The sequence below is a fragment of the Bradyrhizobium sp. CCBAU 051011 genome (assembly GCF_009930815.1).
In the GTDB taxonomy this organism is placed as follows: domain Bacteria; phylum Pseudomonadota; class Alphaproteobacteria; order Rhizobiales; family Xanthobacteraceae; genus Bradyrhizobium.
Window position 1 is genome coordinate 5,878,627 of record NZ_CP022222.1, and the last position, 13,839, is coordinate 5,892,465.

General features: G+C 63.5%; 13 protein-coding genes and 1 pseudogene. 11 read left to right on the plus strand and 3 right to left on the minus strand.

What is annotated here, in order from left to right; all coding sequences use genetic code 11:
• Window positions 1-75: 75 nt before the first annotated feature.
• On the minus strand, window positions 76-1,431 hold the full coding sequence (locus tag ACH79_RS27455) for a 3-carboxy-cis,cis-muconate cycloisomerase (RefSeq protein WP_161853722.1): 1,356 nt from the start codon (window positions 1,429-1,431) through the stop codon (window positions 76-78).
• A 157-nt stretch (window positions 1,432-1,588) separates the two neighbouring features.
• Between ACH79_RS27455 and ACH79_RS27460 the strand changes: the two genes are divergently transcribed.
• The 9 genes and pseudogenes from ACH79_RS27460 (at window position 1,589) to ACH79_RS27500 (ending at window position 9,015) form a co-directional block, all read left to right on the plus strand.
• The gene (locus tag ACH79_RS27460) at window positions 1,589-2,035 is read left to right on the plus strand and encodes a carbon monoxide dehydrogenase subunit G (RefSeq protein ID WP_161853723.1); all 447 of its coding nucleotides are present in this window, start codon (window positions 1,589-1,591) and stop codon (window positions 2,033-2,035) included.
• A gap of 187 nt (window positions 2,036-2,222) precedes the next feature.
• The gene (locus ACH79_RS27465) at window positions 2,223-2,702 is read left to right on the plus strand and encodes a (2Fe-2S)-binding protein (RefSeq protein ID WP_057858206.1); all 480 of its coding nucleotides are present in this window, start codon (window positions 2,223-2,225) and stop codon (window positions 2,700-2,702) included.
• 36 nt (window positions 2,703-2,738) lie between these two features.
• Entirely contained in the window at window positions 2,739-3,542 is an 804-nt protein-coding gene (locus ACH79_RS27470) for a xanthine dehydrogenase family protein subunit M (RefSeq protein ID WP_161853724.1), read from the plus strand.
• Window positions 3,543-3,594: 52 nt separating this feature from the next.
• Complete coding sequence (locus ACH79_RS27475) at window positions 3,595-4,500, plus strand: MoxR family ATPase (protein WP_161853725.1); 906 nt, start codon at window positions 3,595-3,597, stop codon at window positions 4,498-4,500.
• Between the two features lie 109 nt (window positions 4,501-4,609).
• Window positions 4,610-5,815 carry a VWA domain-containing protein gene (locus tag ACH79_RS27480; protein WP_161853726.1) on the plus strand — a complete coding sequence of 402 codons (1,206 nt, stop codon included), beginning with the start codon at window positions 4,610-4,612 and terminating at the stop codon, window positions 5,813-5,815.
• A gap of 13 nt (window positions 5,816-5,828) precedes the next feature.
• Window positions 5,829-6,158: an XdhC family protein gene (locus tag ACH79_RS27485; protein ID WP_025589337.1), complete on the plus strand. Its 330-nt coding sequence runs from the start codon at window positions 5,829-5,831 to the stop codon at window positions 6,156-6,158.
• Window positions 6,155-6,859 (plus strand): XdhC family protein, encoded by a 705-nt coding sequence (locus ACH79_RS27490; protein ID WP_161853727.1) that lies wholly within the window; start codon window positions 6,155-6,157, stop codon window positions 6,857-6,859. The genes ACH79_RS27485 and ACH79_RS27490 overlap by 4 nt, the downstream gene beginning before the upstream one ends.
• Complete coding sequence (locus ACH79_RS27495; RefSeq protein ID WP_161853728.1) at window positions 6,856-8,457, plus strand: NTP transferase domain-containing protein; 1,602 nt, start codon at window positions 6,856-6,858, stop codon at window positions 8,455-8,457. The genes ACH79_RS27490 and ACH79_RS27495 overlap by 4 nt, the downstream gene beginning before the upstream one ends.
• A 216-nt stretch (window positions 8,458-8,673) precedes the next feature.
• Window positions 8,674-9,015, plus strand: a pseudogene (locus ACH79_RS27500) (DUF4189 domain-containing protein).
• A 112-nt stretch (window positions 9,016-9,127) separates the two neighbouring features.
• Here ACH79_RS27500 and ACH79_RS27505 read toward each other — a convergent pair.
• Both ACH79_RS27505 and ACH79_RS27510 read right to left on the minus strand, forming a co-directional pair.
• Window positions 9,128-10,321, minus strand: coding sequence for a serine hydrolase (locus tag ACH79_RS27505; RefSeq protein WP_161853729.1), 1,194 nt, complete (start codon window positions 10,319-10,321; stop codon window positions 9,128-9,130).
• A gap of 125 nt (window positions 10,322-10,446) precedes the next feature.
• Entirely contained in the window at window positions 10,447-12,096 is a 1,650-nt protein-coding gene (locus tag ACH79_RS27510; protein ID WP_161853730.1) for an NAD(P)/FAD-dependent oxidoreductase, read from the minus strand.
• A 347-nt stretch (window positions 12,097-12,443) separates the two neighbouring features.
• Here ACH79_RS27510 and ACH79_RS27515 point away from each other — a divergent pair, with 347 nt between their 5' ends.
• Together ACH79_RS27515 and ACH79_RS27520 are read left to right on the plus strand one after the other, a co-directional pair.
• On the plus strand, window positions 12,444-13,325 hold the full coding sequence (locus ACH79_RS27515) for a helix-turn-helix domain-containing protein (protein ID WP_161853731.1): 882 nt from the start codon (window positions 12,444-12,446) through the stop codon (window positions 13,323-13,325).
• An 80-nt stretch (window positions 13,326-13,405) separates the two neighbouring features.
• Window positions 13,406-13,816: a DUF2000 family protein gene (locus tag ACH79_RS27520; RefSeq protein WP_161853732.1), complete on the plus strand. Its 411-nt coding sequence runs from the start codon at window positions 13,406-13,408 to the stop codon at window positions 13,814-13,816.
• Window positions 13,817-13,839: the final 23 nt, after the last annotated feature.

The window sequence follows — 13,839 nt, forward strand, 5'->3', positions numbered from 1 at the left end:
TGACCCGCGCATCCATCCAAGAAGAGTCCATTCAACGAGATGGATTGCCGGGTCAAGCCCGGCAATGACATCTGATTACTTGTGGTCCAGCGAAGCGAGCAGGCGGTCGATCAGCGCCTGCGAGGCGCCCTGATAGGCCATCGGCTCGAACAGATCTGCAATTTTCTCGGCGCCGAGTTGTGCCGTGACTTTCGAGTCGTTCGTCAGCACGTCGCGCAGATGCTTGTTGTCCTTGACCGCCTTCTTGCTCGCGGCTTCGACCAGATGATGCGCGTCGATCTTGCCGATCTTTTCGGCGAGCGCCATCGCCACCGCTTCGGCCATGATCAGCCCGTCGGTCGCGTCGAGATTGGTGCGCATGCGCGCGGCGTCGACTTCCAAACCTTCGGCGATATCGACGACCGCCGCCAGCGCGCCCGAGGTGACCAGCAGCAGGGTCGGCAGCGTCGGCCATTCGGCGTGCCAGGGACCGGCGCTGCGCTCGTGGTCCTGCACCTGCGCGGCAAAAATCGTTGCCGCGAGATTGGGCGCCATGGTCGCCGCGGCAAGCGCGCTGGCCGCCGCCACCGGGTTGCGCTTGTGCGGCATGGTGGAAGAGCCGCCGCGGCCTTCGCCCGACGGTTCGAAGGCTTCGCCGACATCGGTCTGCATCATCAGCGACACGTCGCGCGCGATCTTGCCGCAGGTGCCGGCAAGAATTGCGACTACGCCGGCCGCTTCCGCGATGCGGTCGCGGTGGGTGTGCCAGGGCGCGTCGGGCAAAGGTAGCTTCAGTTCCTCGGCCAATCTTTCCGCAACCGCCAATCCCTTGTCGCCCAGCGCCGCAAGCGTGCCGGCGGCGCCGCCGAATTGCAGCGCCAGCGTCTCGCTGCGCAGACGCTTAAGCCGCAGCTTCGAGCGGTGCAATGCAGCGGCATATTCGGCGAGCTTCAGTCCGAACGGCATCGGCAGCGCATGCTGCAGCCAGGTGCGGGCGACCACGGGCGTGTTGCGGTGCTGACGTGCCAGCTTGGCAAAGCCAGCTATCGCGCGATCGATGTCGGCGAGCAGCGCGTCGATCGCGGCGCGAAGGCTGAGCATGGCGCCGGTATCGATGACGTCCTGGCTGGTCGCGCCCCAATGGACGTACCGCGCGGCGTCGGCATCGGCCTTGGCGACAACAGACGTCAGCGCCTTGACGAGCGGGATGGCGAGATTGCCGGATCTCGTTGCGGCATCAGCCAGCGCGGCAAGGTCGAATGATTCGGTTTTGCACGCATTCGTGATCGCACCTGCCGCACCCGACGGAATCACCCCAAGCGCGGCTTCGGCTCGGGCCAGCGCGGCCTCGAAATCCAGCATATTCTGCAGGCTTGCCACATCGTCGCAGACCGCGCGCATCGCGGCGCTCGACAACATTGGAGCCAGCAGGGGGGAAAGGGACGTACTCATCTCTATGCGACCTAACCATCCCGGCCTGTCAAAGCCAATGCCCTTGTCGCCAAGCACTTGTTGCACGTGCGAAGATGCATCGCTCATCGCCCTTCCTTTTGGCCCGGGCGTGCTTTACTTGGGGGAGAACAGTTGAAGCGATCCAGGAGGCACCCCCATGGCCATGACGATGAACGGCGAAGTCCAGCTTGCAGCGTCGCGCGAGGCCGTGTGGGCCAAGCTGAACGATCCGGAAGTGCTGAAGGCCTGCATTCCCGGCTGCGAGGAGCTGGAAAAGACCGAGGATAACGGCTTCCGCGCCACCGCCAAAATGAAGGTCGGACCGGTCTCCGCCCGCTTCAAGGGCAAGGTCATGCTGAGCGACCTCGATCCGCCCAACGGCTACAAGATCTCGGGCGAAGGCGAGGGCGGCGTCGCCGGCTTCGCCAAGGGCGGCGCTACGGTGGCGCTCACCGAGAAGGATGGCGGCACGCTGTTGAGCTATAATGTCGAGGCGCAGATCGGCGGCAAGCTGGCCCAGCTCGGACAGCGCCTGATCAACGGCGCGGCCAAGAAGCTGGCCGACGAATTCTTCGCGAATTTCGGCAAGGCCGTCCAAGGCTGATTCCGTCGAGGCTGATTCCGTCCGCCCACCCCGGCCGAACAGGCCCGTCAAGTCACTCAGGCCATGTCCCAGGCGAGGGGCTCCCGAGGTTGCTCATTACCGGGATGGCCCATATTATGGGCTTTGGAATGACTATAAATCGCCTGCGTTGCCGGTATATCCGGCGGTGCAGCCCAAGAGAGTGCTGATGGCCAAGATTTCCCTGATCGTGAACGGTAATCCCGTAAACGCCAATGTCGATTCCCGTACCCTGCTGGTCCAGTTTCTGCGGGAAAATCTCCGGCTGACGGGCACCCATGTCGGTTGCGATACCTCGCAGTGCGGCGCCTGCGTCGTCCATCTCGACGGCAAGGCGGTGAAGTCCTGCACCACGCTCGCGGTCATGGCCGATGGCCATGAAGTCCGCACCATCGAGGGCCTGGCCGCCGATGGCGCGCCGCTGCATCCGATGCAGGAAGCCTTCCGCGAACATCACGGCTTGCAGTGCGGCTTCTGCACCCCCGGCATGATCATGACCGCGGTCGATCTGGTCAACCGCAAGGGCCACGATCTGTCGGACCATGTCATCCGCGAGGAGCTCGAAGGTAATCTGTGCCGCTGCACCGGCTATCAGAACATCGTGACTTCGATCGCCGCCGGCGCCAAGGCGATGGCCAAATCCGCTTAATCGATTTTCATCGCGAGTAGCGATCAGGAAGTTCTCATGTACGAATTCAAATATCATCGTCCGGCGACCGTGCGGCAGGCTGCCAATCTCCTGGTGAAGAACGAAGACGCCAAGGTGATCGCCGGCGGCCACACGCTGGTCCCGGTCATGAAGCAGCGGCTCGCCAGCCCGCCGCATCTGGTCGACCTCTCCCACATCGAAGGGCTCGATGCCATCGAGATGAAGGGCCGCTCGCTGGTGATCGGCGCGACGGCGAAGCATGACAGTGTCGCGACCTCGCCAATTGTCGGCGAAGCCATCCCCGCGCTCGCCGAACTCGCCGGCGGAATCGGCGATCCCGCGGTGCGCCACAAGGGCACGATCGGCGGCTCGCTCGCCAACAACGACCCGACCGCGGATTATCCCGCAGCCGTGCTCGCGCTCGGTGCCACCATCGTCACCAACAAGCGCCGCCTCAAGGCGGAAGAGTTCTTCCAGGGCCTGTTCTCGACCGCGCTGGAAAATGACGAGATCATCACCAAGGTGATGTTCCCGCTGCCGAAGAAGGCGGCCTATATCAAATTCCGCAACCAGGCCTCGCGTTATGCGTTGGTCGGCGTGTTCGTCGCCAAGCGTCCGTCGGACGTGCGCGTCGCCGTCACCGGCGCGGGCTCGGACGGCGTGTTCCGCGCTACCGCGTTCGAGGAAGCCTTGAAGAAGCGCTTTTCGCACAAGGTGCTCGACGGCGTTTCGGCTTCGGCCGAGGGGCTGAACAGCGATCTGCACGGCAGCGCCGAATATCGCGCGCACCTGATCGGCGTGCTGACGCGCCGCGCCGTCGAAGCGGCGACGGCGAAGTAAGCTTGCCGATTTCCGGCTTATCAAGATTGGCGATCCCAAGATTGGCTATCCCATGACTGCATCGGCGCTGCCCAAATCCGTCGATGGGATGCTTGAGCTCCTGACCTCGCGCGGCTATCTGGCCGAGCGGTCGCTGGCGACGGTGACTTACCTGTCGCTGCGGATGGGCCGGCCGCTGTTTCTCGAAGGCGAGGCGGGTGTCGGCAAGACCGAGATCGCAAAAGTCCTGTCGGCGGCGCTCGGGCGCAAGCTGATCCGCCTGCAGTGCTACGAAGGCCTCGACGTTGCCTCCGCCGTCTATGAGTGGAGCAGTGCGGCGCAGATGATCGCGATCCGCCTCGCCGAAGCCGCCGGCGATACCGATCGCGAGCAATTGTCGTCGGACATCTTTGCCGAGCGCTTTCTGATCAAGCGCCCGCTGCTGCAGGCGCTGGAGCCGGACGTTGCCGGTGCGCCGGTACTCCTGATCGACGAACTCGACCGCGCCGACGAGGCGTTCGAGGCATACTTGCTGGAAATACTCAGCGACTTCCAGGTCACGATCCCCGAATTCGGCACCATCAGGGCGCCGCAGCCGCCGATCGTCATCATCACCTCGAACCGCACCCGCGAGATCCACGACGCGCTGAAGCGCCGCTGTCTCTATCACTGGGTGGATTACCCCGATGCCGAGCGCGAACTCGCGATCGTCAAGTCGCGCGTGCCGGGCATCTCCGTCAAGCTTTCGCAGCAGGTCGTCAGCTTCGTGCAGGCGCTGCGCGATCAGGATTTCTACAAGTCGCCCGGCGTCGCCGAGACCATCGACTGGGCCACCGCGCTGACCGAACTCGACGCCCGCTCGCTGACGCCGCAACTGGTCGGCGACACGCTGGGCGCGCTGCTGAAATACCAGGACGACATCGCGCGCATGCAGGGCGACACGCTGCAGAAGGTTTTGAAGGAAGCGACGAGCGACTAGGTCGTCGTCATTCCGGGATGGTCCGAAGGACCAGACCCGGAATCTCGAGATTCCGGGTTCGACGCTGACGCGTCGCCCCGGAATGACGGCAGAGGAAACCGGCTCGACCATGAGTAACATCGATCACCTCAATCCCCCGACCGGGCACATGGCCGACAACATCATCGGCTTCGCCCGCGCGCTGCGCGCTGCCGGCATCCCCGTCGGCCCCGGCGCCGTCATCGACGCCCTCAGCGCGCTGCAGGTGATCGAGATCGGCAACCGCGGCGACGTCTACACCACGCTGGAAGCGATCTTCGTCAAGCGCCACGAGCACGCGTTGATCTTTGCGCAGGCCTTCGACCTGTTCTTCCGCGCCGCCGAGGACTGGAAGCACATGCTGGATTCGGTGCCGCTGCCCGACCACGCCAAGAAGAAACCGCCGCCGGCCTCGCGCCGCGTGCAGGAAGCGCTGGCGCAGCCCTCGATGCGCGACGAGACGCACGAGGTCGAGCAGCAGGAGCTGCGGCTGTCGGTCTCCGACAAGGAGATTTTGCAGAAAAAGGACTTTGCGCAGATGAGCGCGGCCGAGATCGCCGAGGTCACCCGCGCCATCGCCAATATGAAGCTGCCGCAGGCGGAGTTGCGCACCCGCCGCTATCAGCCGGACGCCAAGGGCCTGCGCCTCGACATGCGCCGCACCCTGCGCAGTTCCTTGCGCACCGGCGGCGAGATCATCGACATCCGGAAGCTCGGCCGGATCGAGAAGCCGGCGCCGATCGTGGCGCTGCTCGATATCTCCGGTTCGATGAGCGAATATACCCGCCTGTTCCTGCATTTCCTCCACGCCATCACCGACGCTCGCAAGCGCGTCTCCGTGTTCCTGTTCGGGACGCGGCTCACCAATGTGACACGGGCGCTGCGAGCCAAGGATCCCGACGAGGCGCTGGCGAGCTGTTCGTCCTCGGTGGAGGACTGGGCCGGCGGCACCCGCATCGCCACCTCGCTGCATAGCTTCAACAAATTGTGGGGCCGACGCGTGCTCGGTCAGGGCGCCATCGTGCTGCTGATTTCCGACGGGCTGGAGCGGGAGGCGGACGCCAAGCTCGCCTTCGAGATGGACCGGCTGCACCGCTCCTGCCGCCGCCTGATCTGGCTCAATCCGTTGCTGCGCTACAGCGGTTTTGAGGCCAAGGCGCAGGGCATCAAAATGATGTTGCCCCACGTTGACGAATTCCGCCCGGTGCATAACTTGACGTCGATGGAAGGGCTGATCGAGGCGCTTTCGGCGCCACCGCCGCCGCACCACATGAGCCGCATCCGATCGGCGGCCTGAAGGAGGTTCTCCCATGCTCAACCGCGACGAAGACATTCTGCAGGCCGCCGAGAACTGGCAGAAGGCCGGACACGGCGTGGCGCTGGCGACCGTGGTCGAGACCTGGGGCTCGGCCCCGAGGCCGGCCGGATCGAGTCTCGTCATCAACGATGACGGTACGTTTCTGGGCTCGGTCTCCGGCGGCTGCGTCGAGGGCGCCGTGGTCACCGAGGCGCTGGACGTGATCGCCAGCGGCAAGCCCAAGATGCTCGAGTTCGGCGTCGCCGACGAGACCGCCTGGAACGTCGGGCTGTCCTGCGGCGGCACCATCCGCGTCTTCGTCGAGAAAGTCGGTCAGTCGTGAAGCTCGAAACCCTCACTCAGGTCAACGCCGAGCGTGCCGCGCGCCGCCCGGTCATCGTCGTCACCGATGTCGCCAATGGCGATCAGCGGCTGGTGAAAGCCAGGGATATCGCAACCGATCCCTTGAGTTCCGAACTTTCAAAACAGCTCCGCATGGGCAAGAGCGCCATGATCGAGTCCGGCGGCAAGAAACTGTTCCTCAATGTCCACGCGCCGACGGCGCGGCTCGTCATTGTCGGCGCGGTCCATATCAGCCAGGCCCTGGCGCCGCTGGCGCGCTCGCTCGATTACGACGTGACGGTGGTCGATCCGCGCACCGCCTTCGCCAGCCCCGAGCGCTTCCCCGACGTGCCGCTGATCGCCGAATGGCCTGACGTGGCGCTGCCACCGCTCAATGTCGATCACTACACGGCGTTCGTCGCCGTCACGCATGATCCGAAGATCGACGATCCGGCGCTGCTGCACGCGTTCGAGCGCGATTGCTTCTATATCGGCGCGCTCGGCTCGCGAAAGACCCACGCCAAGCGCGCCGAGCGGCTGAAGGCGCAGGGCGCATCCGATGCCGACATCGCGCGGATCCATGCGCCGATCGGGCTTTCGATCGGCGCGGTGTCGCCGTCGGAAATCGCGGTCGCGATCATGGCCGAGATCACCGCCGAGCTACGGCTTCCCAAGGAAACCGCGAAGGTTCAGGCGGCATGAAGTTCGGGCCCGCCAGTCCGGTCGACGCGATTGGCGGCGTCACCGTGCACACGCTGCGGCAGGGCTCGCTGGTGCTCAAGAAGGGCACCACGATTGGCCCCGCCGAAGTCGAGGCGCTCACCAAGGCGGGCGTCAAGGAAATTGTCGTGGTCCGGCTGGAAGAGGGCGACGTCTCCGAGGACGAGGCCGCCGCCAGCATCGCGCAGGCAGTGGCGGGCGAGGGCGTCAATGTCGAGCGCGCCTTCACCGGCCGCGCCAATCTGTTCGCGGCGCAAGCCGGCGTGCTGGTGGTGGACCGATCAGCGGTCGACCGCATCAACGGCGTCGACGAGGCCATCACCTTTGCCACGCTTTCGGCCTTCAAGCCTGTGGTCGAAGGCGAGATGATCGCAACCGTCAAACTCATTCCGTTCGGCGTCGAAGGCAAGCTGCGAGATGCCGCTGTGGCGGTAGCAGGAAAAAACACGCTGCGGATCGCGCCTTACGTCATCAAGCGCGTCGGCGTGGTCTCGACGCTGCTGCCAGGGCTGGCGCCGAAAGTGATCGACAAGACCTTGCGCGTGACGGCCGAGCGACTGGCCCCGGCGGGCGCCAGCATCATCGCCGAACGCCGCGTGCCACATGACGAGGCCGATCTGGCTGCCTCGATCAAGGAATTGCTCGGCCTCGGCGCCGAGCTGGTGATCGTGTTTGGCGCCTCCGCGATCGCCGACCGCCGCGACGTGATCCCGGCCGCGATCACCGAAATCGGTGGTGCGATCGAGCATTTCGGCATGCCGGTCGATCCCGGCAATCTGCTTCTGATCGGCAGCGCCGGTGGCGTGCCGGTATTGGGCGCGCCGGGCTGCGCGCGTTCGCCGGTCGAGAACGGCTTTGACTGGGTGCTGATGCGGCTTCTCGCCGGGCTGAAGGTCACCCGCGCCGAGTTGACCGGCATGGGCGTCGGCGGCCTCTTGATGGAAATCGTCACCCGGCCGCAGCCGCGCGTCGCCGATATCGAGGCCAACCGCAACGTCGTGGCAATCGTGCTCGCCGCCGGCCGCTCGACGCGGATGGGCGGTCCCAACAAGCTCTTGGCCGAAATCGACGGCAAAAAACTGGTGCGGATCGTCGCCGAGCAGGTGCTCGCCTCGAAGGCAACCGAGGTGATCGTCGTCACCGGCCATCAGGCCGAGTTGGTCGAGCAGGCCCTGGCGGGCCTCAATGTAAAGTTCGTCCGCAATCCCGATTTCGCCGGCGGGCTCGCGTCATCCGTCAAGGCCGGCATCGCTGCGGTACCCGAAAACGCCGACGGCGCCATCGTCTGCCTCGGCGACATGCCGCTGATCTCGGCAAAGCTGATCGACCAGTTGATCGAAACCTTCGCGCCGGACCGCGGCCACCTGATCGCCGTCCCCGTCAGCGACGGCCGCCGCGGCAATCCCGTGCTGTGGTCGCGCCGCTTCTTCAAAGAATTGATGACACTCGACGGCGACGTCGGCGCCCGCCACCTGATCGCCAAGCACGCCGAAGCGGTGGCCGAAGTCGCAGTCGACGGCCAGAGCGCATTTCTTGATATCGACACCCCGCAAGCGCTGGAAGCGGCGCGGCGGGGGTAATCCGTAGGGTAGGCAAAGGCGCACTTGCCCCGTGCCCACCATGCATCCGCAAACTCGAAAAGAATGGTGGGCACGCTTCGCTTTGCCCACCCTACAAAACCTCCCATTCACCAAGTGGAAACTTCCCCGCAGCTAGATTCTCCCGTTACCTCGGGGGAGGGGATTTTGATCGTTTCGACCGTCGCGGCACAGCGCCGGGCGCTGTTCGTCGTTGCAATGACGCTGATACTGGCCGTCTCGAGCACCATCACCAAGGCGTGGGCAGCCGGCGCGCTGGCGGTCGGCAAATGCGGCGCCTATGGCCAGGCCTATGACTATCCGGCCGAGGCCGACGCGCGCACCGCGGCGCTGAAACAGTGAAAGGGCAACTGTACCGCCATTGCCATGAAGCGCGCCTGCGCAGCCCTTGCCGTCGACATGACCAATCCCTGCGGCGCCCACGGCTATGCCGTGAAGCCGAAGATTTCAAGCTCGCTCAACGCCGCCACCAGGAAGTGCTACGAATTCGGCGGCAAGGAATGCGTCATCCGCGCCTGGGCCTGCGACGCCAAGGGATAGCAAAGGGCATGCACCCATGTGTGGCCCCGACGATCGAGGTCGCAAACAACCTCGATCGGGAAGCGGGAGGCCGCACCACTGAGCCAATTTCTAAGCTCGACGTCTCGAAAGCCTAGCCCGCCTTTCGCAGCTTCAGGCTCTCGTAGAACGCGGTTTCGAAGTTCATGTAACCGACGAACGAAGCCGGATCGCCGAAGGGCAGAATTTGTGTGGCCCAGAATCCGCCAATGCCATTCGCCCGGTCGATCCAGTAGAAGAGATTGGCAAGACCGGCCCAACCGAGAGCACCGGCTGGGCGTCCGGTAGGCGCCTGTTGGTCGTTGATCATGAATGTCAGCGCCCAGGACTTCGACTGGCCTGGAAAGAATTCCGCGTCATTGGACAGCGAGGGGATGACACCCGGAAGGGCCGTCACCTTCTTGTCGCCCAGGTGGTTCTGCGCCGCCATGCGTACGGTCTCGGGCTTCAGCACGCGGCCATTCTCGCCGGCACCATCGTTAAGCCACATGCGGATGAAGCGCATGTAGTCGCCGACGGTGGCGTAAAGGCCATGGCCGCCCATGTGAACTTCCGGGTTGGCAGGAAGCTCGAAGTCCATTGGCGTGAGCGAGCCATCGGCGCCGCGCGCATGCACCCCGGCCAGCTTGCCGCGCATTGCCTCGGTGAGCTCGAAGGTCGTGTCCTTCATTCCGAGCGGCTCGAATATGCGCGCCTTGAACACGTCGCCGAGCCGCTTTCCGGTGATGGCCTCGACGATTTGGCCGCACCAGTCGATATTGGTTCCGTATTCCCATTTGTCGCCCGGATCGAACAGCAGCGGGGTCATCAGCGACGCCTTGGACGAGGTGATGACGCTGGATTGCCCTTTCTCCTGTGCCAGGCGATTATAGGTTTGGCTGAAGAAGTCGTAACCGAAGCCGGCGGTGTGAACCATCAGCATGCGCGTGGTCACATCGCGCTTCGGGGGGCGTAACCTCGGCTCGCCCTTGGCATCGAAGCCATCGATGACCTGAAGCTTGCCGATGTCGGGCGCGTAGGTCTTGGCAGGCGCATCGAGATCGAGCTCGCCTTGTTCAACGAGCTGCAGGATCGCCGTGCCGGTGATCGCCTTGGTGGTCGAGAAGATGGCGAAAACGCTGTCCGTCGTCATTTCGGCCGCCTGATCGAGACGGCGCTTGCCGGCCGCGCCCTCGTAGATGTTGCGATGACGGTCTGTGACCATCGCGACGACACCGGGGACGCGCGGGTTTGACGCAACGACCCCATCGAGGACGGCGTTGGCCGCCACATTGAAATTAGTGCTCATCGTCTTCCTCCGCTTTTCGAATGAATGCTGTCGATGGATATCGCGCCGCCTGGAGCTCGCGGCCGGTCGCACGCGACCGCGAGCGGTCGCGCGCACCGTCGTCACGACGCCTGGCGGCGCCGCGCTCATTGCATGGTGAAGCCCGGGTAGCCGTTCGCGGCGACCTCGTTACATTTCTGGTGATAGGTACCTACACCGCCGGTGTAGGACAGCACCCGCCGCGGTTTGCCTTCGACGTTCGAGCCGAGATACCAGGAACTGGTCCTCGCAATGAGTGTCGCATTGGCGGTCTCGTCGTGATGCGCTACCCATTGGTCTTCCGCATCCTTTGTCGGCTCGATGACTTTCAGATTCCGGCTGCGCAGGTACTTGATACAGTCGTCGATCCACTCGACCTGCTTCTGCAGGCACGTCGTCATATTGCACAGGGCGGCCGAGGGAGCGAGCGGCACGGCAGTCGTGAACAGATTCGGGTAGCCGTGAATCTGCAGGCCCATGGTGGTGCGGATATCCGCGCTCCATTCGTCTTTCAATGCCCTTCCACCCCGGCCGCGGATGTCGATGCGCGTCAACGCACCTGTTCCGGCGTCGAACCCGGTTGCCAGAATGATGACGTCCAGCTCGTGGACGGTCCCGTCCGCCGTCTGAAGGCCATCAGGGGTCACGCGCTCAATCGGATTGGTCCTGACGCTGACAATCTCGACATTGGGACGATGGAAGGTCTCCAGGAAACTCTGCTCCAGCGGCACGCGATGCGTTCCGAAACCGTAGTCGGACGCGGACGGAATGAGCAGTTCGCACAGCTTCGGATCCTGGAGCCGCGCGCGCATCTTTTCGCGCACGAATTCGGATATCTGCCGGTTGACCTCATCGTCGAAGAACATCTCGCCGAAGGAGGCGAGCCACAGCTTCAGGGAACCATCGTTCCAGCATGCTTCAAGGACCTCGCGGCGACGCTCGGGCGTGAGATCGGCCCAAGCGTGCTCGAAATCATACTCGAAGCCGGTGAATGTACTCGGCAGCTGCTTGGTGAAAAACTGGAATCGTGCCTTGTAGGCATCGACGTCGGCAGCGCTGTATTTGGGATTCTTCATCGGGATGATGTATTGCGGCGTGCGGATGAAGACCTTCAGATGACCCGCGTCGCTGGCGATCGTCTGGATGACCTGGATGCCGGTCGCCCCGTTGCCCACCACGCCAACGCGCTTGCCGGCAAGACTGACGCCCTCCTTGGGCCAGCGCGCCGTATGGAATAGCTGACCCTTGAACGTCTCCTGTCCCGGAAATCTTGACGTCAGGGGGGCCGAGAGCATGCCGCAGCAGGTGATGAGGAATTGGGCGTCGATCGTATCGCCCGCGTTGGTCAAAATCGTCCAACGCTGCGTCGCCTCGTCGAAATGCGCGCGCTCGACGGTGGTATCGAACTGAATGTCCTTGCGAAGATCGAGGCGGTCGGCGACGTAATTCAGCCAACGCTCGATTTCGGGTTGACCGGGGAATTTCTCGCTCCAGCTCCATCCCTTGTAGAGCTCTTCGGAGAAGAGATATTGATAAATATAGGCTTCCGAATCGAAACGCGCGCCTGGGTAGCGATTCCAATACCAGGTGCCGCCAACGCCGGAGGCGGATTCGATTACTCTCACGTTCAATCCCTGCTCGCGCAGACGGTACAATTGATAAAGGCCGGCGACACCGGCTCCGATGACCACCGCATCGAAAGTCGCCGTCTTCTGCTTCCCGTTACCTCCCCGTGACTCTGTGGCTGCTTGGGTCATGCTTCCCTCCATTGGCATTTGTTGCTGAAAGACACGCGATGTCGTTCGCCCGTCGCGAGACGGACGGCGCGTCTAGTTATCGTTCACGGCAGAACTGGCGGCTGGACGCTTCAGGTGCGCGTCTCTTAATTGCCTGCTCTTATCCGTGTTGGACGAGGAAGCTAATGGCCGTCCTGCGTTCGCGGCTTGGATGAATTCCGCATTCCTTTGAACGAAATGGTGGGGGTTGGAACGGCGTCTGCAATGGCCCTTGGCAAATTGCAAAACGGCCGTATGCTCGCCGGCGCCGTCTGGCCAAGGAATAGAGCGGTCAACCGCCCCAAAATTCCAGATGCGGGAGATACGCGATGGGCCGATTGATCACGGTGGAGGAGCTTCCGAAATATGCCGGCGGCGAACTCAAGCTGGACAGCGTGGCGACGGGCATGCCGGAATTTCGCGTGAGGGTGTTCCGCTATGCCCCGTCCGAGATCCTGGTCCCGGGGGCGGAGAATTATCTGATCGTCAATTATCGGGAAGGCGCGACATCCATGAACCGTCGCGTGAGCGGACCATGGAAGCAGGATCACGTCGGCCGCGGCGTGACGACATTGCTGACGCGCGCGGAGCCTTCGAACTGGGTATGGCGACACGATATTGAAGTGTCTCATTTCTATATCTCGCCCGCGCTGATGATGAAGACGGCAAGCGACGCCTTCGACCGTGACGCGGAGCGCGTCGAACTGCATGACCTGGTGCGCGCAGAGGATCCGGTATTGGCCTGGATCAGCGATCAAATGGTTCAGGAGGTGGCCACCGGAGGGCCGGGCGGGCGGCTCTGCTACGATGCGCTGGCGCTTCAGGCCAACGTGCACATCTTGCGAAAATACGCCTCTGTGCAGTTCAAGTTGCCCTGCGCGCAGGGACGTTTCAGGCCAGCCCATGCGCGGCTGATCGAAGACTACATCGAACAAAACATCTTCCGGAACATCACGCTCGAGGAATTGGCTGGCATCTGCAACTGCACGTCGGTTCAGTTCGCGCGCAAATTCCAGGCGCATTACGGAACCCGGCCGCATGCCTATGTCTTGAAACGCAAGGTGGAACGGGCGTGCCAGCATCTGCGTAAAGATCGTCTGCCGCTCAAGGAGATCGCGCTTCTGAGCGGCTTCGCCGATCAGAGCCATCTCAACCGGGTCTTTCGCCGGCACATGAACGTCACTCCGGCCGAGTATCGCCGGCAGCAGTGAATAGCAATAATGATAGAGACTGCCTTCGGTTGGCTCAGAATGCCGGCCGAATGAGAGCTTGAGTCTTTTTGGGGAAGTTCATGCAATTCGACACCAAGATCGCGGTCGTGATCCGGACCGATCTCGAAGTCTGGCAGAAGCTCAACGTCGCTTCGTTCCTCGCCGGCGGCATCGCCGCATCGTTTCCCGACTGTATTGGCGAGCCCTATGGCGACGCATCGGGCACCAAATATCTGTCGCTGATCGGCCAGCCGATCCTGATCTACGGCGCCGACCGCCCGGCACTGTCCCGCGCGCTGGAGCGGGCGCTGGCGCGCAACGTCACGCCCGCGGTCTATACCGAGGACATGTTCAAGACCACGCATGACGCCGCCAACCGCGAGGTGGTCAGCACGGTGATCCGCGCCGAGCTCAACCTGGTCGGGCTCGCGATGCGTGCCGAGCGCAAGGTGATCGACAAGATCGTCGACGGGCTGAAGTTTCACAGCTAGGGCGTAGAGCGATCATTTACAGC

What these genes read in the sequence shown, in the direction of transcription:
- ACH79_RS27485 (WP_025589337.1), top strand. Translation starts at nt 5,829, where the DNA reads ATGCTCAACCGCGACGAAGACATTCTGCAGGCCGCCGAGAACTGGCAG.
- ACH79_RS27495 (WP_161853728.1), top strand. Translation starts at nt 6,856, where the DNA reads ATGAAGTTCGGGCCCGCCAGTCCGGTCGACGCGATTGGCGGCGTCACC.
- ACH79_RS27460 (WP_161853723.1), top strand. Translation starts at nt 1,589, where the DNA reads ATGGCCATGACGATGAACGGCGAAGTCCAGCTTGCAGCGTCGCGCGAG.
- ACH79_RS27465 (WP_057858206.1), top strand. Translation starts at nt 2,223, where the DNA reads ATGGCCAAGATTTCCCTGATCGTGAACGGTAATCCCGTAAACGCCAAT.
- ACH79_RS27510 (WP_161853730.1), bottom strand. Translation starts at nt 12,096, where the DNA reads ATGACCCAAGCAGCCACAGAGTCACGGGGAGGTAACGGGAAGCAGAAG.
- ACH79_RS27480 (WP_161853726.1), top strand. Translation starts at nt 4,610, where the DNA reads ATGAGTAACATCGATCACCTCAATCCCCCGACCGGGCACATGGCCGAC.
- ACH79_RS27470 (WP_161853724.1), top strand. Translation starts at nt 2,739, where the DNA reads ATGTACGAATTCAAATATCATCGTCCGGCGACCGTGCGGCAGGCTGCC.
- ACH79_RS27520 (WP_161853732.1), top strand. Translation starts at nt 13,406, where the DNA reads ATGCAATTCGACACCAAGATCGCGGTCGTGATCCGGACCGATCTCGAA.
- ACH79_RS27475 (WP_161853725.1), top strand. Translation starts at nt 3,595, where the DNA reads ATGACTGCATCGGCGCTGCCCAAATCCGTCGATGGGATGCTTGAGCTC.
- ACH79_RS27515 (WP_161853731.1), top strand. Translation starts at nt 12,444, where the DNA reads ATGGGCCGATTGATCACGGTGGAGGAGCTTCCGAAATATGCCGGCGGC.
- ACH79_RS27455 (WP_161853722.1), bottom strand. Translation starts at nt 1,431, where the DNA reads ATGAGTACGTCCCTTTCCCCCCTGCTGGCTCCAATGTTGTCGAGCGCC.
- ACH79_RS27505 (WP_161853729.1), bottom strand. Translation starts at nt 10,321, where the DNA reads ATGAGCACTAATTTCAATGTGGCGGCCAACGCCGTCCTCGATGGGGTC.